A 25,230-nucleotide genomic window follows, 5' to 3' on the forward strand; every position below is an offset into this window, starting at 1 on the left:
GTGGGTTCGATTCCCATCGTTCGCCTTTGTAAAATTAATATTGGGGTATAGCCAAGCGGTAAGGCAAGGGACTTTGACTCCCTCATGCGTTGGTTCGAATCCAGCTACCCCAGTTTTACTTCTTACAAAGTAAATACATTAACATAATGGCGGTATAGCCAAGTGGTAAGGCAGAGGTCTGCAAAACCTTCATCACCGGTTCAAATCCGGTTACCGCCTTAGTACATTATAATTTGCCGGCGTGGCGGAATTGGCAGACGCGCTGGACTCAAAATCCAGTGCCCGTTAAGGGCGTGCCGGTTCGACCCCGGCCGCCGGTATAAGTTGGTATAGCAACGTTTCTAGACGATTCGTTCAGCTATACCATTTTTGTTTTTTAGGGGTATTTTTGGGCTCTTTGTCAATAAGGACTGATGAAGAGGAATTTTATAAATCAGAGTAAGTAGAGAAATCGTCTTACTCTGATTTTTTTGTTATTTTACAATAATCAACTGATTCATCATAAAAATTCTCGTTCTCATATTGTCAAAGGATTTAAATCCATAACTCACTCGCTTCAGTGTTTTGATGTGTGTATTTTTAGCTTCTATTTTTCCGTTAGAATAAGGATATACCATGGCATTTCGTATGCCTTCTTCATACTTAGTTAGTCCTTGGAGTTTCTTACGAAACGATTCATCTAAGTGCTCTGGTAATTCGTTGATTAAGGTGAAAAACAGGTCTGGTTCTTTTTCTCTTAACGCATCTGATATATTATGGAAGCATTCATAAGTTTCTTTTAAAGCTGGTGAGTAATTCAATAAACGATCGATCATCATAGCTTCTGTTAAATATTGATATTTAGGTGCACGAAAACTTCGCCATGTTTTATATTCTGTATGTTGGATTAAGCTTCTATTTTTTGTGAGATAACGCCAATTTGCTTTTAATTTAAAGTAGGCTTCTTTATTTTTCGTCACAGCGATTCGCTTCATTTCTTTAACTCTAAAATCCTGAAAGGATTTATTTAAATGTTTTATGATGTGAAATCGATCGATGACTACTTTCGCATTTGGAAAGACACGTTTCGTTAATTGGTCGTAAGCTGCATTCATATCCGTTACGAGATAACGGACATTCATTCGAGAAGGATTTTCCATAAAATAGTGTGTTAATTTGTTTAATTTCCTCTTTGGTAAAATATCCACGAGTTTTCCCGTTTCCCCATCTGCACAAATAAAACTCATTTTATCTTCTAAAGAAGCGTGAGAACGAAATTCATCCACCATTAATACACTAGGCAAACTAGATGTGTTAGGATTTGGAATATAAGTGCGTAATCCTTTCAGGATTCGAATCACTGTGGTGATAGAAACATGACAAAGTTTAGCAATCAACGTAAGTGAGCATTTTTCTTTTAATAAATCGATAACTTTGAATTTTACATGATAGCCAATCGAACAACGTTTTTCAACTAAAGAACTTTGGGCAGTCCAGTTACTTGAACATTCTTTACACTTGTATCGCTGTTTAAATATCTTGATAATTGTTGGAAGATGATTGTATTGATCTAATCGTACACGTACACATTTTTTTCCATTCTTCACAATTGAAAGCTTTCCGAACTGATTTTGAGCTGTACATCCACAATTTGGACAGCTCTTTTGATAAGGAGAACAAGTAGCCTCAATGACGATTGTTTGTCTATTTTTGATAGTTTCGTAAGAAACATGGATAATTTTTAAAGAAGGGTCTGTAATTCTTAGCATTTTTTTGATATGATTATTCATAAGACATACTCCTTTCTCTTGTTTATTTTGTAGTGATTTAATCATACAGGAAGTGGGTATGTTTTTTAATACCTAAAATTACAAATGGACTGATGAATTGAATTCAATTCATCAGTCCATTAAATTATAGAGCCTAAATAGATAAGTAGGAACTTTTTTATTAACCGCGTAAATCATCTAAAAATTCAGTTTTTGATAATGTTTTATCGTCTTTCATTTTAATGATTTTGGCTGGAGAACCAGCGACAACTGCGTTTGCTGGAACATCTTGGGTAACGACAGCACCAGCTGCTACAACAGCACCTTCACCAATGCGTACACCTTCTAAAACAACAGCATTGGCACCGATTAAGACGTTATCTTCTACAACAACAGGACTTGCTGAAGGTGGTTCTAAAACGCCTGCCAAGACAGCACCGGCTCCAATGTGTGCGCGTTTGCCAACTGTTGCACGAGCGCCTAAAATAGCACCCATATCAATCATTGTTTCTTCGCCAACGACAGCGCCGATATTGATCACGGCACCCATCATCACGACTGCATTTTTATTAATGATTGCTTGGTCACGGATAAATGCACCTGGTTCAATACGTGCATCTACTTTCGTTACATCTAACATTGGGACGGCAGAATTGCGACGATCATTTTCTAAATAATAGTCGTTAATAACGGCTTTATTTGCTTCTAAAAATGCGTCGATGTCTACTGCATCACCGATTGCAACATTTCCAAAAATTTTAACACGATCGCTCGTTACATTTGTTAAATCACCATTGATGTAAGCTTTAACAGGTGTTTGTTTGGTCGCATCTTTGATATATTTTGCTAATTGATACGGATCTGAAAATTGTAATTCTGACATAAGTTCTCCTTTTCTGACCTTTTTTAGTCAATTAGGCATAGTTATAAAAAGAATCAAGAGTTACTCGTTTTATAAATATGTCTAATTATTTTTCTACACAATAAATAAAAATTGAAGATTTGAAAATTTATCAGTAGAATATTGGAATTATATACTATATGATAAACACATATCAATTGTTATGATTTTTTTACTGAAAAATAATGAAAAAAACTATTTATTTTAATGAAAGAAGCGATGTTTTATGAAAATTACACAAGAAATATATGATTTATTGCCAGATGTGACTAAATTTCGACGTGAATTGCATCAAATTCCTGAATTGGGATTAGAAGAAGTGCAAACTGCTGACTATTTACGCAAAAAACTAGCTTCTTTTGGCATTACAGAAGTTTACCCGATGATTGAGACAGGAACTGTTGCGGTGTTGCGGAGTGTCGTTCCTGGCAAAACGATTGCCTTTCGGACAGATATTGATGCCTTACCGGTGACGGAAGAGACAGGTGTCGACTTTGCTTCTCAAACACTTGGAAAAATGCATGCATGCGGTCATGATGGCCACATGGCGACGATGTTAGGCTTTGCCAAATATTTAAGTCAGCATCCTGAAGCCTATCGTGGGACAATCGTTTTAATCTTCCAACCAGCCGAAGAAGGGCCAGGCGGTGCTCAGTTGATGATTGATGCAGGATTGATTACAACTTATAATATTGAGCAAATTGTTGGCTTACATGTTTTTCCTGACTTTGCAGAAGGAGTCATTGCTTGTCGCCCTGGGGCAATGATGGCGCGTAATGGTGAAGTATCTATTCAAATTAAAGGGCGAAGTGCTCACGGCGCACAGCCTCAACAAGGCGCCGATGCGATTTTAGCTGCTTCAGCAGTCATTCAAGGACTGCATAGTATTATTTCTCGCAATATTAGCCCGATGGAAAGCGCAGTGTTAACTTTTGGCAAGATTAGCGGTGGTGAAGCAATGAATATTATTGCAGGCCAAGTCAATATAGAAGGTACGATGCGAGCGTTTGATGATGCAGTGTATGATCGCATGACTGAGCGTATCGCCATACTCGCAAAAGAAATTGCGAAAGGATACGATTGTGAAGCAGAAGTGATTTTTAACCATATGTACCGTGTTGTTGAAAATGACGCAGCGATGGTAACTGCTCTTGAAAAAGTAGCTGGGGATGCCTACCAAGAAACCCCACCTTATATGTTGGCTGAAGATTTCTCGATGTATCAACAAGTTGTACCAGGGATGTTTTTCTTTGTAGGTACAAGAAATGAAGCAAAAGGCTACATTCATCCTTTGCACAACGGCAAAATGCAGTTCGACGAAAAAAATCTTTTAAATGGTATTGCTTGTTACGTCGGATTGATTCAAGAATTAACTAATTAATTGATAGAAAAGAGGAACAATCATGAATATCCCATTTTTTAAAATGCAAGGGACTGGAAATGATTTTATTGTGATTAACAATATGGAATTGAAACTTTTTGGAGAACAACTCGCCCAATTAGCTAAACGTGTTTGCCAACATCGAATTTCTGTTGGTTCGGATGCAGTGATGGCCGTTGATTTTCCTGAACATACAGGTGATTTCCGCATGCGTTTTTATAATGCAGATGGGACTGAAGCAGAAATGTGTGGCAATGGTGCACGCTGTATTGCGCGTTATGCTTATGAAAAAGGTCTTGCGAAAGAAGAAATGACAATAGAAACGGTTGCCGGAGATGTCCAAGCGTGGCGTTTGGATGAACGATTGTATAAAGTTCAGCTAAATGAACCGACAACCGTGGCATTTGATTGTGAATTTTCGGAAAATCCCGAACTAGTTATTGATTACGTGGAACTTGGAAATCCAGGGATTCCTCATTTGGTGGTACACTATCCTAATTTAGCAACCACTGAATTGGCGGATCTTCGTGATTTAGCCAAAAAATTGCGCTTTTGGGAAAAGTTATCTAAAGGAGCAAATGTTAATTTTTATGAATTAACGAATCAAGAGGTTATTGTGCGGACGTTTGAACGTGGTGTGGAAGATTTTACTTTAGCTTGTGGCACAGGTTCGGGTTCCACTGCCTACGCTTTAAGAAAAAGACAGCTGATTGAGCAAGATCCCATTGTTCTGAATGTTTTAGGTGGAGTCTTAAAAGTAGAAGTTTCAGATCAGGCATTAAATCTGATTGGTGATACCAATATTGTTATTGAAGGGATCATTCGAGACGAAGATTTAGTATTATAGCGAGGATAAATCAATTCTGTTTTAAAGAATTGATTTATCTTTTTGTATGAATGTTCAGAATTTTGTAAAAATAGGGGGGCATCTATTGGCAGTTAAAGTGAAAGACATCTATAAAAGGATTCAAGAAAATAACAATAACATTGAGTTATTAGCGGGTGAAGGGGGAATGAGTAATTTAATTGATTGGTTTCACTTTGTAGAAGGTGTGGAAACCACGGGATTTTTAGAAGGACGCGAAATCATTATCGTTACTGGAATTGCCTTGAAAGAAAAAGGAAATACGCTGATTGAAATAATGCAAAAGGCGCTAGAAAAAGGTGCTTCCGCAATTATTGTCAATGTGGGGCGCCACATTTTAAGCATTGATTCAGATATGATTGATTTTTGTAATGAGCATAGTTTCCCCTTATTTACGCTCCCTTGGGAAGTCTACATGTCGAATGTTGCGAAAATCATCGCTCAAGAAGTACAAAACAATTACAAACGAAAAAATGAGTTAGTTTCTTCATTTAAAAATGCCATTTTCTTTCCAGAAAAACAAGAATTTTATTCTGCTGATTTAGCACGCTATGACTATCAAGTAGACTGGAAATATTGTATCAGTATTATTCAAGTGCATGACCGGCATTCTTCAGAAGTCGTACCAGCCGAAGAATTACGGCGTATAAAAAAATATCTGGAAAATACACTCGCTTATCTTGCTCCCCAGACCGTCGTTTTTCGTTTGAATGATGCGTTAGTTGTCTGTTTTGCGAATTATTTGGAGGAAAATATTTCTCATATGATGACACAATTAATTGATAACTTACCGCGTTATTGTCACAAAGAATATTTATTGTATGTCGGTATTGGCCGCAATACATTGAGTGTTCGTTGCATTAATAAAACCTATAATATTGCGAAAAAAGTGGTGCGCTTGCAAACAAAATTGGATAAACCTTACCAAGTCTTATCATACAAAGACTTAGGGATTTCACAGCTCTTATTAGCGATGGAAGATACAGAGATTATGAGTGAGTTTTATGCCAATAAGTTAAAATATCTTGTGGATTACGACGAAATGAATCAAACGGATTATTGTCAATTCTTAGAAATTTATTTTGAAGAAGGGTGCCGTGTGCAAGAAGTTGCGAATAAAATGTATCTACATCGCAATTCAATCAACTATAAATTGAAAAAAATTGAAGAAATTTTAGCATGTGACTTAAGTGATTTTACCATAAGAGTGGAATTAATGGTTGCGTTAAAAGTTCGCCTTATTTTATAGAAGGAATTTTTTGAAGAACGGCACAAAGGTGTCGTTCTTTTTTTGTGGTTGTGCAGATGCACAAAAACATTTGGTTTAGGGAATATTGTTTGCTACCCGCCTTTTTGATTAAATGAATCCATAAGAAAGAGGTGGTTCAAATGAAAATGATTCAAGCAATCATTCGAGTGGAAAAAACGGAAGAAGTTTCAGAAGCATTATTAATTGCTGGCTTTCCAGCGATGACCAAAGTCGATGTTTATGGACGAGGCAAACAACGTGGATTACAAGTAGGAACGGTTTTTTACGACGAACTACCCAAGACATTACTGATTATTGTAGCAGAAGAGGAAAATGTTGAAGCCGTATTAGATATTATCTTAACCGTAGCGAAAACGAGTGATTCCGGAAATTACGGGGATGGACGTGTCTTCGTTAGTGAAGTCGGTGAGGCATACACAATCAGTACCAAAAAAGCGGAACTGTAATGGAGGGATCGTATGATTGAAATTATGGCTATTGTAAGACCCAATAAAACTTCGGCAACCAAACAGGCACTCATTAATATCAATCGCCCAGGTTATACTTGCGTTCGAGCAGTCGGTCGCGGAAAAAAAACAGTTGAAGTCATTTTATCGGATGGAAAAAAATTGAAAACCAAATTGGTTAGTAAACGAATGTTTTTAATTGTTGTTGAAGATAAAGCCAAAGAAGAAGTCGTCCAAGCAATTATTGATGCCAATTGGTCAGGAAATGAAGGCGATGGCAAGATTTTTGTGACAAAAATAGTTGATAGCTACAATGTACATTTAGAGTAGAAAGAAGTGAACTTATGAAAAATAAACAAAATATCAATACGTTGATTTCCCTAACCACTATCGTCGTTATTTTTGGCATTTGGTATATTGCTACAAATTTTAATTGGGTAGATGGGCGTTTAATTCCCACACCACAAGCAACTTGGACAGCTTTTATTCAAGTATTATCTGATTATAAAGGACATTCTTTATTAGAACATTTCGGTGCGAGTATGTATCGATTATTGTCGGCTTTCTTTTTAGCTATTATTACAGCCGTACCAATTGGTTTGTTGAGTGGTTATTCAGATAAAGCACGAGCAGTACTGACACCAATTATTGAATTTTATCGTCCGCTACCACCATTGGCTTATTATACGTTATTGGTTTTGGCCTTAGGAATTGATGATGAATCAAAAATTGCTTTACTTTACTTAGCCTGTTTTGCACCAATTTACATCGCTTGTGTCTCTGGAGTTACAAAAGTGAAAGCTGATTTTATCCATAGTGCTGAAACACTAGGTGCGAGTCAATTACAAATTTTTGGCTTTGTGATTTTTCCCGCCTGTTTGCCAGAGATGTTCATCGGTATCAGAACAGCAGTCGGTGTGGCTTATACCACCTTGGTTGCCTCCGAAATGGTTGCTGCACAAAGTGGAATTGGTTGGATGGTGTTAGACGCAAAAAATTGGTTTAGAAATGATGTTATCTTTGTTGGAATTATCGTCATGGGACTAACAGGAATCCTAATCGATTTTCTACTAAGAGTATTGGAGAAAAAACTCGTGCCTTGGGGCGGTAAAGTCTAAAAATGGAGGAAAAAAGATGAAATTAACTAAAAAATGGGTCGTTGTTGCGATGGTTAGTGTTGGTTTACTAACGGCATGTGGCAAATCAGAAGAAAAAACAAAAGAAAGTGGCAAGGCGGAGAAAGTGATTATTGGTACGTTAGTTATGCCCAATGATGAAGGAATCGCCAAAGCCGAAAACTATTTTGAAGAAGAAATGGGCGTACCTGTTGAAGTAAAAGTATTTGATGCTGGTCGTGATACGGCAACGGCAATGATGACAGAAGATATTGATTTTGGCTTAATGGGATCAAGTTCAGCAGCTCTTTCAATTGCTCAAGGTGTAAAATTGGAATACATTTGGACGCATGAAATTTTAGGCAGTGTGGAATCATTAGTTGCCAAACCAGGCATTGAATCTGCGAAAGATTTAGTTGGTAAAAAAATTGCGACCCCTTTTTCGTCAACTGCTCACTTTTCATTGTTGAAGTATTTGGAAATGAACAATATTGAAGAAAGCAGTGTTTCTTTAGTTGATATGCAGACAGCTGAAATTTATACTGCATGGGAAAGCAATCAAATCGATGCAGCGTACATTTGGGAACCAACGCTTTCTCAATTAACAGATAAAACCGTCCTAGCAACCAGTGAAGATTTAGCTAACGAAGGGTTTATGACTGCTAACGTGGAAGTGGTGACCGAAACATTTGCGAAAAAACATCCAGAGTTAGTCGAAGCTTATATCCGAGCTGTTGATAAAGCTGTTCGATTATACCAAGAAAATGAAGACGAAGCAGTCAAAATTATTGCTGAAGCGCTAGGCTTAACGCCAGAAGATGCGAAATTCCAAATGAATGGCTCAAAATGGTTGAATTCAGAGGAACAGTTGGCACCAGAGTATATGGGAACAACGGGCAACATTGGCGAATTATCACAAAATTTATATGACTTGGCGACATTCCTAAAAGCACAAGGAAGTATCAGTGAAGTGCCTGAAATTTCTGTCTTTGAAGAAGCAATTAACCCATCGTATATCGAAAAATTGAAATAGAAAGTAAGGTGTTGAGATGAGCAACTATTTAAGAGAAGAAGAAGTGGTGGTTTCCATTAAAGATGCCAGTCTTGTCTATCAAGGCGACAAAGCTGAAGTTGTCGCCTTGCAAAATGTTAATCTAGACATTCAAAAAGGCGAATTCATTTGTGTCTTGGGTCCTAGTGGTTGTGGGAAAAGTACTTTATTAAATATCATTGCTGGTTTTCATAAACCGACCAGTGGTGTAGCAATGATAGACGATCAACCAATCACTAAACCTGACTGGGATCGTGGCGTGGTCTTTCAAACACCGACGCTTTATCCTTGGTTGAATATCTATGATAATGTTGCATTTGGTCCGAAAATGCGGAAACAACAAAAAGAGCAAGTCAAAGAAGATGTCGAAAAATATTTGGAATTAGTTCAGTTAGAAAAGTTTCACAAAAGCAAACCATACGAATTATCGGGCGGGATGCGTCAACGCGCTTCTCTTGCTAGAGTATTAATTAATGAACCTAAGATGATTTTGATGGACGAACCATTTGGCGCTTTAGATGCGTTGACGAGAATCAATATGCAAAAGTTAATTCGTGACATTTGGAATATGACGCAAAATACGATTTTCTTAATTACGCATGATGTGGATGAAGCGTTAGCATTGGCAACCCGTGTGATTGTCATGACCAGTCGTCCTGGGAAAATTGCGAAAGAATTTCATACAGAATTTACGTATGACATTAATGGAACCAATCAAGAGAGTGTGACGTATTCACCAGAGTATACCGAATTACGAGAAGAAATCTTAAATATTATCAATGCACAACATTGAGACAGGAGACAATAATATGGGAAAATTAACTGGAACACAAGTACAAGAATTGCATCGCGATCACGTGTTACAATCATGGGGGAAAGCAGGTCAAATGGCTATCCCCGTAGCCAAAGCGGAAGGCATTTATTTATACGATTATGAAGGCAATAAATATGCGGATATGTCGAGTCTATTGGTTTGTACGAATTTAGGCCATGATAACAAAGAAATTGTCGCAGCTTTAAAAGAACAAGCGGATTGGATGTCCTTTATGGCACCTTCTTACGCCACAGAAGCGAAGAGTGTTTTGGCAAAAAAATTGGTGGATTTGGCAGGTCCTTCTTTCCGTCGAGTCTTTTTCACAAATAGTGGTGCAGAATCAAATGAAAACGCGATTAAAATGGCACGCATGGTGACTGGTCGTACCAAAATCTTTTCATGTTATCGCTCGTATCATGGGGCGACTTTAGGTGCAAGTAATGCCAGTGGGGATGCCCGACGTTTTGCGGCTGAATTAGGTGGCGCAAATGGCTTTGTCAAATTTATGAATCCGCACATGTATCAAGATGGTTATACACGTGGTGTGGATGATGAAGTATGTACGAACAACTATTTAAAGGCGTTGGAGCAACAAATTCGCTATGAAGGCCCTAACCAAATTGCAGCGATTCTAATGGAAAGTATTGTCGGTGCGAATGGTGTTATTTTACCTCCAGAAGGTTACATGGAAGGCGTGCGTGCACTCTGTGATAAATATGGCATTTTACTCATCATGGATGAAGTGATGGCTGGTTTTTACCGCACAGGTACCGCGTTTGGTTGGCAACATTTTGATTTAGTTCCGGATATGATTACCTTTGCGAAAGGTGTGACGAATGCGTACGTTCCTTTAGGTGGGGTTATCGTTAATGAACAAATCTCCTCTTATTTTGAAGAAAATGTCTTGCAATGTGGGTTAACATATAGTGGACATACACTAGCATGTGCAGTCGGAAATGCGTGTGTCGATTATTATGAAGCGCACAACATCGGGGCACATGTTGTGGAAATGGAAGCTATTTTAAAAGACTTTATGGAAACAATGGTAGAAAAACATGCGTGCGTGGGAGAAGCTCGTTGTATTGGTTTGTTTTCCGCCTTTGAGATGGTGAAAGATAAAGAAAATCGGGTATCCTTAGTCGATTACAATGAACCAAATACAGCCATGCCAGCAATTATGAATCAATTAAAAGAAAAAGGTTTTATCGCCTTTAATCGTGACAATTATGTGAGTATTTGTCCTCCACTAACGATTACAAAAGAAGAATTAGCAGAATACTTACCGATTGTGGATGAAGTATTCACATGGGTAGATGAAACATTGATTTAGGAGGTGTCAAATGAATTTTGACTACGTACAACCTGTAAAAATTCATTTTGGTAAGGGTCGTTTACAAGAATTACCGAAAGTATTAACTGATTTTCAAGGACAAGGACTATTAATTTGTAGCAAGCGTTCCATAAAAAATGGTTTAGCCGCTCGTTTATTTCAAGAAAATCCGCAATTAATCGCCACATTTACAGATATTTCAGAGAATCCTGATGTGACTGAAGCACAAGAATGTATTCGTTTGATTCAAGAAAAAGAGATTTCATTTATTGTGGCATTAGGAGGAGGCAGTGTCATTGATTTGGCTAAAGTTTGTGGTACGCTTTGTTTTTCAGAAGAAGAAGTTGCTGCTTATTTGGGATCAGGTATTGCGTTGCCGACGCAACGCTTGCCACTAATTGCGATTCCTACCACTTCTGGAACCGGTACAGAAGTCACAGCAGCGGCAGTATTAACCAATCGGGAGTTAGGTAAGAAATCGCCGATTGTTTCAGATAATTTTTATCCTGATATTGCACTTGTTGATCCAGAATTAACCCTATCTGTTCCGAAACAAGTTACTGCGAATACTGGAATGGATGCATTATGCCAAGCGATTGAAGGATACTGGTCAAAAGGTAACCAACCAATCTGTGATGCGTTAGCAATTCATGCTGCACGTTTGATTTTTGAACATTTAGTGACGACGTATCATGAACCGCATAATTTAGAAGCAAGAGAAAAAATGAGTGAAGCGTCATTGATTGCTGGACTAGCTTTCGCTTTGCCTAAAACCACTTCTTCGCATGCGTGTAGTTACCCATTAACGAATATTTATGGTATTCCACATGGAGAAGCGTGTACTTTGACGATTGATTATTTTGCTAAAGTCAATGCAAGTGAGCGTTTATTAGATTTTGCCCAAAAAGTTGGTTTTGAATCGATTGATGCGATGTGTGAAAAAATTTATGACATGAAAGTAGCGATGAACATGCGGATCGATTTAAAAGATTTTGCTATTTCAGAGAGCCAATTAGCTGATTTAGTTTGTTTGTCGCATCACCCCAATTTATTAAATAATCCAGTTGAAATTACAGATGAAATTTTAGAAACGATGTATCGAAGTTTCATTTAACAAAACGAAAAGACTACTGTCATGAGTAAAAAACATGGCAGTAGTCTTTTTCACAGACATTAACAAGTCATCAATGCTGGTTATATGGAGAAGAAATTAAATTAACACCCATTGAGTTTAAAATTTTAGTCTATCTTTTTGAACAACAAGGAAAAGTTGTGACTTCAGAAGAATTATTTGAAGTAGTTTTGCAAGAAAAATACTTAGAAAATAACAATACTGTCATGGCACATATCGCCCGACTTCGAGAAAAGCTCCATGAATTACCACGAAAACCAAAATTTATTAAAACGGTTTGGGAAGTAGGATATACGATTGAAAATTCAAAGTAAACTAGCCAAAAACTTGCTTACACGTTACTTTGTCAGTCTAACAGTGATGGTATTACCGATGATTGTGGTGCCGTTAATCATGAAATATTTTGCGCGTTTTCGTATTTGGTATGACGGTGATCCGACGTATGAATTACTAAAAGTGATTGAAACAATCTTATATCCGAGTATTATTATTTACGGATTAGGCGCATGGATTATTTTAACCATCTATTTCATCAAAAAGGCGTTGGGATATTTAGATGAAACCATTCAAACGACGAATCAATTAGTCACCGAACCAGAACGGCCCATTCATTTATCTGCTAATTTGATGGATGTGGAGCATGAAATGAATGAAATTCGTGAACGAAACTTACTGAATCAACGAGCAGCCAAAGAAGCTGAACAGCGCAAAAATGATTTAATTGTTTATTTGGCCCATGATTTACGGACACCGTTAACTAGCGTCATCTGCTATTTGACCTTGTTAAGAGAAGAACCTGATTTATCAACCGAATTACGCGCGCGTTATACGTCGATTGCTTTGGAAAAAGCCGAGCGTTTAGAGCAGTTAATCGGTGAGTTTTTTGAAATTACCCGGTTTAATCTGACCACAATGACGTTAGATAAAGAAAAAGTGGATATCAGTGTCATGTTAGAGCAATTAAGTTATGAGTTTCTACCCGTGATGCAAGAAAAACAACTGACTTGGGAATTAGCCTTACAAAAAGAGCTGTATTGTGCGCTTGACCCAGAGAAAATGGAGCGTGCATTTGATAATTTGATTCGAAATGCCATTAATTATAGTGAGGAAAAATCAGTCTTGCATCTCTCTTTAACACAGATTGATGCTCACATCCGTATTCAATTGACAAATACCGGAAAGACAATTCCTAAAGAAAAATTGACCCGCATTTTTGAACCTTTTTATTGCGTGGATACTGCCAGACAAAGTGCAACAGGTGGAACTGGTTTAGGGTTACCAATTACCAAAGAAATGATTGACTTACACGGTGTCAACATCTATGCAGAAAGTGAAAATAATAAAATTTTTTTCACAATATTGTTGGATGTTATCCAAAAAACAAGGAATGAGGTAAAAATCATTCCTTGTTTTTTTATATAATAAATTATATTAATGAATGCATAAAGCGTATTTTAAAGCATTTTTAGCAATTTTTTAGATAAGGATGAATGTTCTTTATATAAAAAATTATATAATAGTGTTGACAAATTTATTTGTGAATAGTAGAATTTGCTTTATAAAGAAATGTGAAAATGTTATCAATCTATTGCTAGTGAAAGAGGTGTCTCGATGAATATTGAACGTTTTATTGAGGCTAGAAAAGCGTTAAACCTGTCGCAAAGTGAATTAGCAGAAGGCATTTGTACGCAAGCTACGTTAAGCCGTTTTGAAAACAATGGACAAATTCCAACGTTGAAAATTTTACTCGAATTATGCAAGCGTTTGAATTTATCATTAGGCGACTTATTTCCTAAAGTAGAGATTCCCAATTCTGCGATTACTGAAAAAATGAATCAAGCAGAATTTTTCTTGATTACAAGTGAATATCAACAAGCTGCCGATTTATTAACGAGTATTACGTTACCCGAAGCAGAAGAAGCACAAGCCGTATTGCGTTATTATTACTTAAAAGGGTTTTTGATGTTTTTCCAAGAGGAATCTGTGATGGATGTAATGTTTGTTTTTGATCAAATTTTATTGGCTGAAGAACCCAATCCTATTTTTCGTTTGTTGGCTTACACAGGCATTGGCATGATTTATTTAAGAGAGCAACAAGAAGAAAAAGCCGAATTTTACTTTAACAAAGTCTTAGAACAAATTTATCAATACCCGATTAAAGATATGGAAGATACATGGCGTGTGTTACATATTGTTTTTCAAAGCGGAGTTTTTTATGCGCATATCCAAGAATTGGAGTTGAGTAATGCGTTATTGCATTATGCTGTCACAATTTGTTCAGATAATCACGTAACTTATTACTTAGCACGCGCAGCCGTTCAACTAGCAAAAAATGCTATAACCACAAATGAAGAAAAAGCTGTGATTCTGGAATTAATTTATGATGCACGAGCATATTCCAAGATCAATCGTAATCAGATTGCATTAAATGAATTAGCGTTGCTTGAAGCACAAGTACAAAAGCATTAGTTCAAAGGAGCAAGCAAGATGCAAGAGACTAAAACCATTCGTCTAATGGGAACTATTATTCAATTAACGATTACCCATCCACGACCAAGACCATTATTAGCAGAGGCGGAGCGACGGCTAAAAAGTTATGAAGCACGTTTTAGTGCCAATGATGCCACTTCTGAATTATCTTTTGTGAATAAATGTGCAGGTGTCAAACCAGTGTCCGTTCATTCGCAATTATTTGACTTAATCCAGATTGGCACCAAACACAGCTGTGCAGCAAATAGTCGGTTAAATATTGCCATAGGTCCCTTAGTACAAAATTGGCGCATCGGTTTCGCAGATGCCCGTGTACCTACTGATAGTGACATTCAGAGATTGTTACAACAAACAAATCCACAAAAAATTCAATTAGATACTCAAAAACAAACAGTCTATTTAGCAGAAAAAGGAATGTCTATTGACTTGGGGGCATTGGCAAAAGGCTATTTTACTGATTTATTAGTCACCTATTTTAAAGAGAATGGCGTGCAATCAGGGATGGTGAACCTTGGCGGCAATCTCATGGTGTTTGGCCCGTGTCCAAGCAGAGAGTTAGGGTATTGGAAAATTGGAATCCAACAGCCAGGTGCCTCTCGTAATCAATATGCGCTGACAATAAAAGTCAATGACTGTTCTGTCGTTACATCGGGTATTTATGAACGCCATTTAGAACACAATGGAAAAAGTTATCATCATATTTTAGATCCGCAAACTGGTTATCCAGCAGAAACTGATGTCACCAGCATTACGATTGTCGCCAAAGATTCGTTAGATGGTGAGATTTGGACGACACGTTTATTTGGAAAAACTTCGTCAGAGATAGTAGCGGAATTAAATCAATTACCAGCGATTGACGGCATTGTTATGACACAAAAGCAACACATCTTGTATTCAAACGGGATGAAAAAATATTTATAAAAATGGAAGGAAGTTATCACATGGTTAAACTTATTGGCCTCGTTGGCACCAATTCAGAACATTCAACAAATCGTCAGTTATTACAGTTTATGAGCAAACATTTTGCCGACCAAGCAGAAATTGACGTCGTAGAGATTAAGGAGATTCCTATTTTTAACAAACCGACAGAAATTCGCGTGCCAGAAATTGTTCAACAACTTGCAGACAAAATTGAGGCAGCAGATGGCGTAATCATCAGTACCCCAGAATACGATCATGCGGTACCTGCATCATTGATGAACGTATTAAGTTGGTTGTCTTATGGAATTTATCCGTTTGTCGATAAGCCAGTTATGATTACTGGTGCATCGTACGGTACATTAGGTTCTTCTCGGGCACAAATGCATTTGCGACAAATTTTGGATGCTCCTGAATTAAAAGCGCGAATTATGCCGAGTTCAGAATTTTTACTCAGCCATTCACTACAAGCGTTTGACAATGACAACTGTTTAAAAGATTCCGAACAAGTGGCTCAACTGGAAGGATTGTTTACTGATTTCTTAGTATTTGTTGAACTAATGAAACAACTGAATCATGCACATGAAATGAACAAAAAAGCAGCAGAAAACTTTTCTTGGGAAGAAGTATAAAGGAGCGAATATAGATGAAATTAGTAGGTATTGTCGGATCAAATGCAGAAGTATCATATAATCGAATGTTGCTGGCATATATCAAAAAACATTTTGGCAATTTATTTGATTTAGAAGTGTTAGAAATTAAAGACATTCCCTTGTTTAATCAAAGTGATGACCAAACGATGAGTGCTCCAATTCAACAACTAAGCAATAAAATTTTACAAGCGGATGGTGTGATTATTGCCACGCCTGAACACAATCATACAATTCCGGCTGCGTTGAAAAGTGTGTTGGAATGGTTGTCGTTTAAAATTCATCCTTTAGAAAATAAGCCAGTCATGATTGTTGGCGCGTCTTATTACGATCAAGGATCCTCACGTGCACAGCTACATTTGCGTCAAATTTTAGATGCACCTGGTGTCAATGCAATTGTCATGCCGGGAAATGAGTTTTTATTAGGAAAAGTGAAGGAAGCGTTCGATGATCAAGGGGATTTAAAAGAAAAGCGTACCGTTGATTTTCTACAAACCACTTTAGAAAAATTTGTGCAATTTATTGACGTAGTGACAGTCATGCAAGGTCCTAAAGCAGCTGCTGAACCAGAAGATTTATTCGCTACAGGGACAATCGAGACAACTGTTGAAGGGGCAGATATGTATGCAGACGATTGGTTGGAACAAGCGTCTGAGATTGTCAAACCAGCAGCAGGAAATGATTATGTGCAATTAAATCGTGGGTTGTTAACAGTCGATCAGTTGAACTACTTCCTTGCGTCAATGCCAATGGAATTGACGTATGCGGATAATAACAACCAATTCTTATATTACAATTACACAAAAGAAGCAGACGCGATGTTGGCCTCTCGTACCCCTGGACAAGTCGGAAACCCTCTAGCCAAATGTCATCCAGAACGAGTTTACAAAGGTGTCGAATGGGTGATTCAACAATTACGTTCAGGTGCTCAAGATTGCGTCAAAGTACATGTGCCAACACACGGACCAGATAAATATGTCGTTCATAATTATCAAGCGATGCACGACGAAGCAGGAAACTATGTGGGCATTAACGAATACATTTGGGATTTGAAACCAACGATTGATTGGTATTTACAACAAACAGGTCAAAAACTAGTTGGTGACGTGGATGCCACAACAAGCGCATCTGTGAATAATCATCAAGACGGCGATGTCGATGCCGTGTCAGGTGCTTCGGAGCATGCTTAAAAAAGAGACGTAGATTTTTCATGAAATCTACGCCTCTTTTTTGTAGGTTAAAACTAACATTTAGTGATAAAATGCTCGGTTTAAAAAAAATTGTGCAATAATTATCTATTTTCTTTAGAATATTCGATACTTGATGTGGCGATGATTCCTTTTCGAGAAGGTTTAGAAGCGATGTTAATTATCAGTTTGTTACTTTCTGTTGTAAAGCAAGGGGATAGTAAAGCAGCAAAACGTTGGATTATTGGTGGGAGTGCCTTGGGTGGTATCACGAGTTTAGCGATTGGTGTCTTGGTTTATTATGTGTTATCTGTCGTCGCTTTTGGGACCAATAGCCAATTGATTAATGGTTATTCCGGTGTTTTTTTTCAAGTGTCATGTTAGTTTTCGTCGGCATTTGGATGTATAAATCCTCGGATGTTCAAAAGATGACTGCATTCTACAAAGAAAAAAGTCAGAGCACATCTTCAAGTGGTGTATTCGGACTGGCCGCGTTAGCCTTTTTAGCTGTGATTCGTGAAGGCTTAGAAATCGTTATTTTTATTATTGGTTTAGTCGGAAAAGTATCGATACAACAATTAATTGGTGGTTTTTTACAAGGAGGAAAAGATGAAACGCCACGTAATTTATTTGGATTTAAAGATGGAACAGCGAATGTGGAACATGAAACAACATCAGGGTATGACGAGGTTGTTTGGGCAGGTCCAGATGAGCCGACATGGTTTCAAGAGGGGACTTATCTAGGTTATCGAAAAATCAAAATGTTGTTGGAAATTTGGGATCGCTCCAGTTTATTAGATCAAGAAGATACCTTTGGACGCAAGAAAGAATCGGGTGCAGCATATGGGCGCCAAGAGGAATTTGAACCAGTTATTTTATCAAAGCAACCAATCGATTCCCATGTAAAATTAGCCAAAGACGTTAAAAAGAAAATGCATCGTCGTGCGTATTCGTATCAGAATGGTATTGATGAAATAACCGGTACGATTGAAGCAGGTTTATTGTTTATTGCTTTCACCCAAAATCCAGAAGAACAATATATTCCTATGTTGCAACTAATGGGTAGAAAAGATAAATTGAATGAATATACGATTCCCATTGGTAATGGTTTGTATGCTTGCCAAAAAGGCTTGAAGAACGGTGAATATTTTGGGCAACGGTTGTTCGCTTAGTAAAAAAACTCTCGAAAAGAAATTTTTGAGAGTTTTTCTTTTGCCTGCGTTATACTGGAAAGAAAAGGAGAGGATAAAATGATGCAAACAGCACAAACCATTCAAGATATTATTGAAAAAGTCGCGACATTCACCAATGATGATGCACCCAAAATTACACGATTGGTGTATCAAGAGAGTTGGGTACAAGCACAAGATTATTTATTAACTTTGGGACAATCTTTGGGAATGAATGTGGCGATTGATGAAATGGGCAATGGTATTTTAACCGTTAAAGGAACTGAAGAAGGTGTAGTGACTTTAGGAAGTCACCTTGACTCTGTCGTTGATGCAGGAAAATACGATGGTGTTTATGGGATCGCTGCTGCAATTATTGCTGTGAAAGAATTGGTTGACAGTTATGGTACCCCAAAACAGGATATGCAGATTTTCCTTTTTTCAGAAGAGGAAGGAAGTCGTTTTCCAATGAATTTTTCCGGTTCTCGCTTTATTATTGATGATTTACCAGAGATGGAACAATTGAAAGATGGGGACGGTGCCTTTTTTATGGCAGAACGAAAAAAAGCGCTCGATGTTTTAAAAGCAAAATTTCCAGTAGGACAAGCACAACAACCGATTAGTTTTGCAGAAATTCATATTGAGCAGGGACCTGTATTAGAGCGGAAAAACAAGCAAATCGGACTTGTGACCGGCATTGTTGCCCAAAAGAAATTTACGGTCACTGTTAACGGTGAAGCAAATCATGCAGGGACAACACCAATGTCCATGCGTAAAGATGCCCTTAAACAAGCGCTTCAACTCATCGGTTATTTAGAAGAGGTTACCCAAACTATTGGCGAACCATTTGTTTACACAGTGGGAGAAATGAAGGTTAGTCCAAATGTCACGAATGTTGTGCCAAGACAAGCGGTCTTTTCTATTGATATTCGACATCTTGATGCGCATCAACTCGATGTTTTTGAAGAAAAAATGCATGCGTATATTCAAAAAAAAGAAGCTCAAACCGGCATGACAATGAGTGTTGAATGTTGGTTAAATGAACCTTCTGAAAGAATGGATACAGAGTTTTTAACGTTATTGGAAACAATTTGCAAAGAAAAAAAGCTGACTTATGAAAAAATGCCGAGTGGTGCTGGTCATGATACACAAATTATGAATCTTGTTACTAGAACTGCTCTACTATTTGTCCCAAGTCATAACGGTATCTCACATTCACCTTATGAATACACTGCTAGTGAGGATTTAGAAAATGGCAAAGAGGTACTGAAAGAATTGATCCATCGATTAGCGTATTAGTCAAAAGAGCTTATCTATCGTAATTACTTCACCATTTTCAGTTTTATTTATTCACTCTCCAAAAGAATGATAGGGTGTCCTTGTTTTTGTAACGTATCGACATGCAATTTTCCCCATTCGCACAGACTATCTAAAACCGTGCTTAGCGTTTGTCCATAGTCACTTAATGAATATTCTACTTTAGGTGGTACTTGGTGATAGGATTTTCGATGCACAATATTGGCTTGTTCTAATTCACGTAATTGTTGGGTCAGCATTTTTTGACTGATCCCCGGAATCTTACGTTGAAGATCACTTGGTCGCAACGGGGCATCTCGTAAATTACACAAAATAATCGGCTTCCATTTTCCACCAATAACATCCATAGTTGCTTCAACGCCAATGTTATAAATTTTTTCTGTCATTTTTTTATTTACAACTCCTTTATTTATCCATTGCATACTTTTAAGTATGTATCATACAAAAAAGTAGGTACTATGCAACTGTATAGTCACATTATATGATACAGATAGAAATTTTCAAGGAGATGAATAAAATGATTCAATCATTCACTGATAGCGTAAAATTAAACAATGGGGTAGAAATACCAGGAGTAGGTCTAGGTGTTTTTCAAATACCCGAAGAAGAGACTGCAGAAGTTGTCAAAGCAGGCATTATTAATGGCTATCGTTTAATTGACACAGCACAAATTTACGGAAATGAAACGGCAACTGGCTTAGGGATTCAGGAAGGATTAAAAGCCACAGGATTACAGCGTGAAGAGTTAGTTATTACGACCAAAGTCTGGAACAATCATTTGTCTTATGAAGAGACTAAACAAGCATTTGAAGAGAGCTTAGCACGCTTACAACTGGATTATTTAGATTTGTATTTAATTCATTGGCCCGGCATCGATGCGTTTGAAGAAGCGTGGCGTGCTTTAGAAGCGTTGTATGCTGAGGGGAAAATTAAAGCAATCGGTGTGAGTAATTTCCAAATTCATCATTTAGAAAAATTAGCATCTTTTGCTAAAGTGATGCCAGTGTTGAATCAAATTGAATTACATCCTAAACTATCACAACGAGAACTTCGTGCGTTTTGCCAAAAGCAAGGAATCCATGTACAAGCTTGGTCGCCTTTGATGCAAGGCGCGTTATTAACGCATCCAATTGTTTTGGAGATAGCTGAAAAACATCAAAAATCAGCAGCACAAGTCATTTTACGTTGGGATGTGCAACAAGATATTTTATTGGTTGTGAAATCTATCCATGCAAAACGGATGCAAAGTAATGCAGCAATTTTTGATTTTGAATTAGATCAAGCAGATATGGCTAAGTTGCATGCATTAAATGAAAATCTACGTGTGGGACCAGATCCGGATGTATTTGATTTTTAAGGAGGAGAAAGATGGAATTGTATTTAGCAAATAAGACAGTGTTGGTCACTGGTTCAACGAAAGGAATAGGGAGGGCAATTGCTGTAGAATTTGCACGTGAAGGGGCCAATGTCATTATCAATGGTCGTAACGAACAAATGGTTCAAGCAATTGTGGATGAATTACAACAACAATTTCCCCAAACCACACCGCAAGCTGCGCCGTATGATATAACCGATCAAGCTGCGCGTGCAATGCTGTTTGCACAATTTCCAGATGTCGATGTGTTAATCAATAATATGGGGATTTTTCAGCCGATGGATTATTTTGATATTACAGATGACATATGGGAAACGTATTTCCAGACCAATGTTTTAGCAGGCAATGCCCTTGCGACATTTTATTTGCCGAAGATGTTAGCGAAAGACTTTGGTCGGATGTTATTTATTGCCAGTGAAGAAGCAATTATGCCTTCTGGTGAGATGGCGCAATATAGCATGACGAAAACCATGAATTTGTCTTTAGCTAAAAGCTTGTCCACTTTAACTAAAGGCAGTAATGTGACAGTCAATACAATTTTACCAGGTTCCACGTTAACAGAAGGTGTGCAAGACATGTTGGTTGCCATGTATCAAGATAGCGCGTTGTCTGAAACGGAATGGGAAGCAGATTTTATGAAAAATCATCGACCGTTATCACAAATTCAACGTTTTATTCGTCCTGAAGAAATTGGTCGTTTCGTTACTTTTGTATCAAGTCCAGCTGCTCGCTCTTTTTCTGGAGCAGCATTGCGTTTAGATGGTGGTTTAGTTCCAACTATTTTTTAAACAAGCTTCTAAAAGCATAAACTATCTGGACGATACAGAGACTGCGCCTGCAATCCAATTGTATCGTTCAGATAGTTTTGTCTTGTTTTAATTTTTACAATAGTTCTTTTCTTAATTCTTCATCAGAGGCAGCAGAAAGGTATTTTGGTGCAATATCTAACACTGTATAGGCACCAAAAGCTTGTTCGTTTGCTAGACGTGCACAGGCACGAGCATAAGCAACAAGCACGCTGGCTGTAAATTCAGGATTGCTCTCTAAATATAAATTGTATTCAATAACTTGTTTGGTATTTTCATGGGTGGTGCCCGTATGCAAGACAGTTCCACCATGAGGCATTGCTTTATGGTCACGATTTAGTTCTTCTTGAGAAATAAAATGAACTTCGGTATCGTAATCAGCAAAATAGTTTGGCATCGTTACAATCTCTTCGCGAATACTGTCCGCATCTGCATCGTCTGTTAACACAACAAAACATTCACGTAAATGTTTGTCACGAATCGTTAAAGTTAATTCTTCGCCAGCTTTTAGTCGTTCGATAATTTCTGTATTGGGAATCGTATATTGCGTAGCATCAGCTACACCAGTGATACGACGTAAGGCATCCGAGTGTCCTTGGCTCACGCCTTTGCCCCAAAAGGTATAGGTTTCGCCTTGTGGTAAAATGCTTTGGGCGTAGAGACGATTTAAACTAAATAAACCTGGATCCCAACCCGTAGAAATAACAGAAACGGTTTGATTTTCTTTAGCAACTTTATCAACAGCTGCAAAATGTTCTGGGATTTTCGCATGTGTGTCAAAACTGTCAACAGTATTAAATGTGTGTGTAAGTTCAGGTGTTTGAACGGGTAGATCAGTTGCAGAACCACCACATAAAATACATACATCAATTTTTCCTCGATAGGCAGCTAACTCATCCATGGTATAAGCGGATGCTCCTTCTGTTGTAACTGTTTCTGGTGCGCGACGGGTAAATACGCCAACTAATTCCATATCTTTGTTTTGTTTTAACGCACGTTCGACACCGCGACCTAAATTACCATAACCAATAATTCCGACTTTTATCATTGTGACACTTCCTTTTATTAAGATAAAAAAATTATAACATGTTTCATTGCCATGGTAGTAGGGGAGGAGAAAAAATTTTGAATATTTTGAAAAGAATGAGGAAATATGTACAAAAAAAATTGAAAAAATAACAGAAAAAAACTAGACAAATAAGGTAGTCGGTGTTATACTAATTTAGTCGTTGAAATTCAAACGACTAATTGTTAGGTAATCTAACATGATGGCGACCGTGGCGAAGTGGTTAACGCACCGGATTGTGGCTCCGGCACTCGTGGGTTCGATTCCCATCGGTCGCCCTTTAATTTTTTAATCTTGGGGTATAGCCAAGCGGTAAGGCAAGGGACTTTGACTCCCTCATGCGTTGGTTCGAATCCAGCTACCCCAGTCGCAAAGACAATTATCAAAAAGATAATTGTCTTTTTTTTATAACAAAATAAACGCAACGATTTCTAGGCATCGCTGCGTTTATTTTTGTTTAACTTAATAATAACTGGTCATCTTTTAATTCGGTACCACTATTTTTTTGGAACATTTCCATTAGTTGTGGAACGGTTAAATGACGTTTTTCTTCTTCTGAAAGATCAACGACAATTTTTCCTTGATGCAACATAATTAAACGAGTCCCATATTTAATCGCATCTTCCATATCATGGGTGACCATAAATGCTGTTAATTGATGTTCTTTAATCAAACGATCAGTTAATTCCATGACGGTAATAGATGTTTTAGGATCGAGAGCTGCAGTATGTTCATCTAATAAAATTAAGTCAGGTCGTACCAAAGTGGCCATTAAAAGGGTAATGGCTTGACGCTGTCCACCTGAAAGTAAACCAATTTCAGCAGTCAAACGATTTTCTAAGCCTAAGTTTAATGTTGCCAATTGTTCTTTAAAGAATGGACGATTTTTCATTTTAACAGCTAGTCCAAATCCGCGTTTGTTCCCACGTTTTAAAGCAAGTGCTAGATTTTCTTCAACGGTTAGCCGAACAGCTGTCCCTAGTTTGGGGTCTTGAAAGACGCGGCTGATAGATTTCGAACGCTTGATAACAGAATCTTTCGTCACATTTTTACCATTTAGTAAAATCGTTCCTTGCTTAGGTGGAATCGCACCAGCAATACTATTTAACAAAGTGGATTTACCCGCACCATTTCCGCCGATGATTGTAATGAATTCACCGGGTTGAATCGTTAAGTCAATCCCTTTTAAGACGTGGTTTTCATTGATTGTTCCTTGTTCAAAAATTTGATGTAATTCTCTAATCTCTAAGACAGGAGTACTCATTTTTTCACGCCTCCTTTTGATTTGTTTAACCCTAATTTATCGCGTAGTTGTGGTAAGGATAAGCACAAGACTAAGACGATAGCAGACGCGATTTTTGAATCGGCGGGTTCAACATTTAATTCAAAGACAATCGCTAAGATAAAGCGATAGATAATCGCACCGACAACGATGGTGATCAAACGGAACAACAATGGTTGGTTACGGAATAATACTTCTGCGATGATAATCGATGCTAAACCGATAACGATGGTTCCGACACCTGAGTTTAAATCAGCAAAGCCATTATTTTGAGCAATCAATGCACCGGATAATGAGATGCACCCATTGGAAATCATATAACCAATCATTTTCATAGTGTCTGTGTTGATTCCGTTCGCTTCACTCATATCGATGTTGTCACCTGTTGCTCGAATCGCTAATCCAATTTCTGTACGGAAAAATAAGAACAATAATAAAATGACCAGCGCAGCAATCAGTGTTCCGACAACAATGGTCGCATTAATTTTGGTTAACCCTAATTCTTGCAACCAACTAAAAACAGTTTTTTCGCCTAATAAGGCAATATTTGGTGCTTGCATGACCCGAGAGGTAATCGAGTAGAGCCCCGTCATCGTGATAATTCCCGCTAGCAGTGCAGGGATTTTTAATTTCGTATGAAGTAATCCTGAGACTAAACCAGCTAACACACCGCCAACAAATCCTAATATTGTAGCAATCCATGGCGAGTAACCATTGGTAATGCTAATTGCCGCAATCCCAGCTCCTAGCGGAAAGCTTCCCTCGGCGGTTAAATCTGCAATATCTAAAATTCGAAAGGTGATAAAGACACCAATCGCTAACAATGCCCAAACGACTCCTTGAGAAGTCGCCGATTGCACTAGAATTAATATATCCATAATTATTCCTCAAATCTTATAAAATAATAGCGAGAACGA

General features: G+C 37.7%; 26 protein-coding genes, 6 tRNA genes and 1 pseudogene (1 of these 33 cut by a window edge). 27 read left to right on the plus strand and 6 right to left on the minus strand.

From position 1 onward, the window contains the following. The 4 genes from PYW32_RS04430 to PYW32_RS04445 form a co-directional block, all read left to right on the plus strand. A tRNA-His gene (locus PYW32_RS04430) sits at positions 1-25 on the plus strand (it extends 48 nt beyond the left edge of the window). A gap of 16 nt (positions 26-41) precedes the next feature. Continuing rightward, positions 42-113, plus strand: a tRNA-Gln gene (locus tag PYW32_RS04435). A gap of 35 nt (positions 114-148) precedes the next feature. Next, positions 149-219 (plus strand) — tRNA-Cys (locus tag PYW32_RS04440). Between the two features lie 16 nt (positions 220-235). Next, positions 236-320 (plus strand) — tRNA-Leu (locus tag PYW32_RS04445). 153 nt (positions 321-473) lie between these two features. Here PYW32_RS04445 and PYW32_RS04450 read toward each other — a convergent pair. Continuing rightward, the gene (locus tag PYW32_RS04450) at positions 474-1,769 is read right to left on the minus strand and encodes an ISL3 family transposase (RefSeq protein WP_016175537.1); all 1,296 of its coding nucleotides are present in this window, start codon (positions 1,767-1,769) and stop codon (positions 474-476) included. 160 nt (positions 1,770-1,929) lie between these two features. After that, complete coding sequence (gene dapD / locus PYW32_RS04455; RefSeq protein WP_016175536.1) at positions 1,930-2,631, minus strand: 2,3,4,5-tetrahydropyridine-2,6-dicarboxylate N-acetyltransferase; 702 nt, start codon at positions 2,629-2,631, stop codon at positions 1,930-1,932. Between the two features lie 244 nt (positions 2,632-2,875). Here dapD and PYW32_RS04460 point away from each other — a divergent pair, with 244 nt between their 5' ends. The 19 genes and pseudogenes from PYW32_RS04460 to PYW32_RS04550 all read left to right on the plus strand — a co-directional run bounded on the left by PYW32_RS04460 (position 2,876) and on the right by PYW32_RS04550 (position 19,766). After that, on the plus strand, positions 2,876-4,030 hold the full coding sequence (locus PYW32_RS04460) for a M20 metallopeptidase family protein (protein ID WP_016175535.1): 1,155 nt from the start codon (positions 2,876-2,878) through the stop codon (positions 4,028-4,030). A 22-nt stretch (positions 4,031-4,052) separates the two neighbouring features. Further along, positions 4,053-4,877: a diaminopimelate epimerase gene (dapF, locus tag PYW32_RS04465; protein ID WP_016175534.1), complete on the plus strand. Its 825-nt coding sequence runs from the start codon at positions 4,053-4,055 to the stop codon at positions 4,875-4,877. 85 nt (positions 4,878-4,962) lie between these two features. Continuing rightward, entirely contained in the window at positions 4,963-6,144 is a 1,182-nt protein-coding gene (locus PYW32_RS04470) for a PucR family transcriptional regulator (RefSeq protein WP_016175533.1), read from the plus strand. 140 nt (positions 6,145-6,284) lie between these two features. Further along, a complete protein-coding gene (locus PYW32_RS04475) occupies positions 6,285-6,611 on the plus strand; it encodes a P-II family nitrogen regulator (protein ID WP_016175532.1) in 327 nt (108 codons plus the stop codon). Positions 6,612-6,623: 12 nt separating this feature from the next. Beyond that, positions 6,624-6,941, plus strand: a complete 318-nt coding sequence (locus tag PYW32_RS04480) for a P-II family nitrogen regulator (RefSeq protein WP_016175531.1) — start codon at positions 6,624-6,626, stop codon at positions 6,939-6,941. A 14-nt stretch (positions 6,942-6,955) separates the two neighbouring features. Beyond that, the gene (locus PYW32_RS04485) at positions 6,956-7,729 is read left to right on the plus strand and encodes an ABC transporter permease (RefSeq protein WP_016175530.1); all 774 of its coding nucleotides are present in this window, start codon (positions 6,956-6,958) and stop codon (positions 7,727-7,729) included. Positions 7,730-7,745: 16 nt separating this feature from the next. After that, on the plus strand, positions 7,746-8,759 hold the full coding sequence (locus tag PYW32_RS04490; protein ID WP_016175529.1) for a taurine ABC transporter substrate-binding protein: 1,014 nt from the start codon (positions 7,746-7,748) through the stop codon (positions 8,757-8,759). A gap of 16 nt (positions 8,760-8,775) precedes the next feature. Further along, complete coding sequence (locus tag PYW32_RS04495) at positions 8,776-9,570, plus strand: ABC transporter ATP-binding protein (RefSeq protein WP_016175528.1); 795 nt, start codon at positions 8,776-8,778, stop codon at positions 9,568-9,570. A gap of 16 nt (positions 9,571-9,586) precedes the next feature. Beyond that, positions 9,587-10,921 (plus strand): aminotransferase class III-fold pyridoxal phosphate-dependent enzyme, encoded by a 1,335-nt coding sequence (locus PYW32_RS04500; RefSeq protein ID WP_016175527.1) that lies wholly within the window; start codon positions 9,587-9,589, stop codon positions 10,919-10,921. Positions 10,922-10,931: 10 nt separating this feature from the next. Beyond that, on the plus strand, positions 10,932-12,035 hold the full coding sequence (locus tag PYW32_RS04505) for an iron-containing alcohol dehydrogenase family protein (protein ID WP_016175526.1): 1,104 nt from the start codon (positions 10,932-10,934) through the stop codon (positions 12,033-12,035). 62 nt (positions 12,036-12,097) lie between these two features. Further along, positions 12,098-12,367, plus strand: a pseudogene (locus tag PYW32_RS04510) (winged helix-turn-helix domain-containing protein); the annotation flags it as partial. After that, positions 12,351-13,475 carry a vancomycin resistance histidine kinase VanS gene (gene vanS, locus PYW32_RS04515; RefSeq protein ID WP_016175524.1) on the plus strand — a complete coding sequence of 375 codons (1,125 nt, stop codon included), beginning with the start codon at positions 12,351-12,353 and terminating at the stop codon, positions 13,473-13,475. The pseudogene PYW32_RS04510 and the gene vanS, both read left to right, overlap by 17 nt. A 189-nt stretch (positions 13,476-13,664) precedes the next feature. Then, complete coding sequence (locus PYW32_RS04520) at positions 13,665-14,522, plus strand: helix-turn-helix domain-containing protein (RefSeq protein WP_016175523.1); 858 nt, start codon at positions 13,665-13,667, stop codon at positions 14,520-14,522. An 18-nt stretch (positions 14,523-14,540) separates the two neighbouring features. After that, positions 14,541-15,464: an FAD:protein FMN transferase gene (locus PYW32_RS04525; RefSeq protein ID WP_016175522.1), complete on the plus strand. Its 924-nt coding sequence runs from the start codon at positions 14,541-14,543 to the stop codon at positions 15,462-15,464. Positions 15,465-15,484: 20 nt separating this feature from the next. Then, positions 15,485-16,093 carry an NADPH-dependent FMN reductase gene (locus tag PYW32_RS04530; protein WP_016175521.1) on the plus strand — a complete coding sequence of 203 codons (609 nt, stop codon included), beginning with the start codon at positions 15,485-15,487 and terminating at the stop codon, positions 16,091-16,093. 14 nt (positions 16,094-16,107) lie between these two features. Then, complete coding sequence (locus PYW32_RS04535; protein ID WP_016175520.1) at positions 16,108-17,301, plus strand: NAD(P)H-dependent oxidoreductase; 1,194 nt, start codon at positions 16,108-16,110, stop codon at positions 17,299-17,301. A 141-nt stretch (positions 17,302-17,442) separates the two neighbouring features. Next, positions 17,443-17,682, plus strand: coding sequence for an FTR1 family protein (locus PYW32_RS04540; RefSeq protein ID WP_016175519.1), 240 nt, complete (start codon positions 17,443-17,445; stop codon positions 17,680-17,682). Between the two features lie 44 nt (positions 17,683-17,726). Continuing rightward, positions 17,727-18,470, plus strand: a complete 744-nt coding sequence (locus PYW32_RS04545) for a Dyp-type peroxidase (protein ID WP_016175518.1) — start codon at positions 17,727-17,729, stop codon at positions 18,468-18,470. Between the two features lie 78 nt (positions 18,471-18,548). Beyond that, positions 18,549-19,766 (plus strand): M20 family metallo-hydrolase, encoded by a 1,218-nt coding sequence (locus PYW32_RS04550; protein ID WP_016175517.1) that lies wholly within the window; start codon positions 18,549-18,551, stop codon positions 19,764-19,766. 47 nt (positions 19,767-19,813) lie between these two features. Here the strand turns inward: PYW32_RS04550 and PYW32_RS04555 are convergent, their stop codons facing one another. After that, positions 19,814-20,170, minus strand: a complete 357-nt coding sequence (locus tag PYW32_RS04555; protein ID WP_016175516.1) for a winged helix-turn-helix transcriptional regulator — start codon at positions 20,168-20,170, stop codon at positions 19,814-19,816. 131 nt (positions 20,171-20,301) lie between these two features. Between PYW32_RS04555 and PYW32_RS04560 the strand changes: the two genes are divergently transcribed. Then, positions 20,302-21,141: an aldo/keto reductase gene (locus tag PYW32_RS04560; protein ID WP_016175515.1), complete on the plus strand. Its 840-nt coding sequence runs from the start codon at positions 20,302-20,304 to the stop codon at positions 21,139-21,141. A gap of 11 nt (positions 21,142-21,152) precedes the next feature. Further along, complete coding sequence (locus tag PYW32_RS04565) at positions 21,153-21,947, plus strand: SDR family NAD(P)-dependent oxidoreductase (RefSeq protein WP_016175514.1); 795 nt, start codon at positions 21,153-21,155, stop codon at positions 21,945-21,947. A 94-nt stretch (positions 21,948-22,041) separates the two neighbouring features. On the opposite strand, the gene PYW32_RS04570 is transcribed toward PYW32_RS04565, so the two are convergent. Further along, positions 22,042-23,013: a diaminopimelate dehydrogenase gene (locus PYW32_RS04570; protein ID WP_016175513.1), complete on the minus strand. Its 972-nt coding sequence runs from the start codon at positions 23,011-23,013 to the stop codon at positions 22,042-22,044. A gap of 223 nt (positions 23,014-23,236) precedes the next feature. Between PYW32_RS04570 and PYW32_RS04575 the strand changes: the two genes are divergently transcribed. Together PYW32_RS04575 and PYW32_RS04580 are read left to right on the plus strand one after the other, a co-directional pair. Beyond that, a tRNA-His gene (locus tag PYW32_RS04575) sits at positions 23,237-23,309 on the plus strand. A gap of 17 nt (positions 23,310-23,326) precedes the next feature. Then, positions 23,327-23,398: transfer RNA gene (locus tag PYW32_RS04580), tRNA-Gln, on the plus strand. 90 nt (positions 23,399-23,488) lie between these two features. Here PYW32_RS04580 and PYW32_RS04585 read toward each other — a convergent pair. Together PYW32_RS04585 and PYW32_RS04590 are read right to left on the minus strand one after the other, a co-directional pair. Then, complete coding sequence (locus tag PYW32_RS04585) at positions 23,489-24,295, minus strand: ABC transporter ATP-binding protein (RefSeq protein ID WP_016175512.1); 807 nt, start codon at positions 24,293-24,295, stop codon at positions 23,489-23,491. Then, positions 24,292-25,191 (minus strand): ABC transporter permease, encoded by a 900-nt coding sequence (locus PYW32_RS04590; RefSeq protein WP_016175511.1) that lies wholly within the window; start codon positions 25,189-25,191, stop codon positions 24,292-24,294. The genes PYW32_RS04585 and PYW32_RS04590 overlap by 4 nt, the downstream gene beginning before the upstream one ends. Positions 25,192-25,230 lie beyond the last annotated feature (39 nt).

It is taken from the genome of Enterococcus saccharolyticus subsp. saccharolyticus (assembly GCF_029023825.1).
Classification (GTDB): domain Bacteria; phylum Bacillota; class Bacilli; order Lactobacillales; family Enterococcaceae; genus Enterococcus_F; species Enterococcus_F saccharolyticus.

What these genes read in the sequence shown, in the direction of transcription:
- PYW32_RS04570 (WP_016175513.1), bottom strand. Translation starts at nt 23,013, where the DNA reads ATGATAAAAGTCGGAATTATTGGTTATGGTAATTTAGGTCGCGGTGTC.
- dapF (WP_016175534.1), top strand. Translation starts at nt 4,053, where the DNA reads ATGAATATCCCATTTTTTAAAATGCAAGGGACTGGAAATGATTTTATT.
- PYW32_RS04450 (WP_016175537.1), bottom strand. Translation starts at nt 1,769, where the DNA reads ATGAATAATCATATCAAAAAAATGCTAAGAATTACAGACCCTTCTTTA.
- PYW32_RS04590 (WP_016175511.1), bottom strand. Translation starts at nt 25,191, where the DNA reads ATGGATATATTAATTCTAGTGCAATCGGCGACTTCTCAAGGAGTCGTT.
- PYW32_RS04480 (WP_016175531.1), top strand. Translation starts at nt 6,624, where the DNA reads ATGATTGAAATTATGGCTATTGTAAGACCCAATAAAACTTCGGCAACC.
- PYW32_RS04500 (WP_016175527.1), top strand. Translation starts at nt 9,587, where the DNA reads ATGGGAAAATTAACTGGAACACAAGTACAAGAATTGCATCGCGATCAC.
- PYW32_RS04565 (WP_016175514.1), top strand. Translation starts at nt 21,153, where the DNA reads ATGGAATTGTATTTAGCAAATAAGACAGTGTTGGTCACTGGTTCAACG.
- PYW32_RS04545 (WP_016175518.1), top strand. Translation starts at nt 17,727, where the DNA reads ATGACTGCATTCTACAAAGAAAAAAGTCAGAGCACATCTTCAAGTGGT.
- PYW32_RS04550 (WP_016175517.1), top strand. Translation starts at nt 18,549, where the DNA reads ATGATGCAAACAGCACAAACCATTCAAGATATTATTGAAAAAGTCGCG.
- PYW32_RS04520 (WP_016175523.1), top strand. Translation starts at nt 13,665, where the DNA reads ATGAATATTGAACGTTTTATTGAGGCTAGAAAAGCGTTAAACCTGTCG.
- PYW32_RS04530 (WP_016175521.1), top strand. Translation starts at nt 15,485, where the DNA reads ATGGTTAAACTTATTGGCCTCGTTGGCACCAATTCAGAACATTCAACA.
- PYW32_RS04535 (WP_016175520.1), top strand. Translation starts at nt 16,108, where the DNA reads ATGAAATTAGTAGGTATTGTCGGATCAAATGCAGAAGTATCATATAAT.
- PYW32_RS04555 (WP_016175516.1), bottom strand. Translation starts at nt 20,170, where the DNA reads ATGACAGAAAAAATTTATAACATTGGCGTTGAAGCAACTATGGATGTT.
- PYW32_RS04540 (WP_016175519.1), top strand. Translation starts at nt 17,443, where the DNA reads ATGATTCCTTTTCGAGAAGGTTTAGAAGCGATGTTAATTATCAGTTTG.
- PYW32_RS04585 (WP_016175512.1), bottom strand. Translation starts at nt 24,295, where the DNA reads ATGAGTACTCCTGTCTTAGAGATTAGAGAATTACATCAAATTTTTGAA.
- dapD (WP_016175536.1), bottom strand. Translation starts at nt 2,631, where the DNA reads ATGTCAGAATTACAATTTTCAGATCCGTATCAATTAGCAAAATATATC.
- PYW32_RS04505 (WP_016175526.1), top strand. Translation starts at nt 10,932, where the DNA reads ATGAATTTTGACTACGTACAACCTGTAAAAATTCATTTTGGTAAGGGT.
- PYW32_RS04495 (WP_016175528.1), top strand. Translation starts at nt 8,776, where the DNA reads ATGAGCAACTATTTAAGAGAAGAAGAAGTGGTGGTTTCCATTAAAGAT.
- PYW32_RS04525 (WP_016175522.1), top strand. Translation starts at nt 14,541, where the DNA reads ATGCAAGAGACTAAAACCATTCGTCTAATGGGAACTATTATTCAATTA.
- PYW32_RS04485 (WP_016175530.1), top strand. Translation starts at nt 6,956, where the DNA reads ATGAAAAATAAACAAAATATCAATACGTTGATTTCCCTAACCACTATC.
- PYW32_RS04560 (WP_016175515.1), top strand. Translation starts at nt 20,302, where the DNA reads ATGATTCAATCATTCACTGATAGCGTAAAATTAAACAATGGGGTAGAA.
- PYW32_RS04475 (WP_016175532.1), top strand. Translation starts at nt 6,285, where the DNA reads ATGAAAATGATTCAAGCAATCATTCGAGTGGAAAAAACGGAAGAAGTT.
- PYW32_RS04460 (WP_016175535.1), top strand. Translation starts at nt 2,876, where the DNA reads ATGAAAATTACACAAGAAATATATGATTTATTGCCAGATGTGACTAAA.
- PYW32_RS04490 (WP_016175529.1), top strand. Translation starts at nt 7,746, where the DNA reads ATGAAATTAACTAAAAAATGGGTCGTTGTTGCGATGGTTAGTGTTGGT.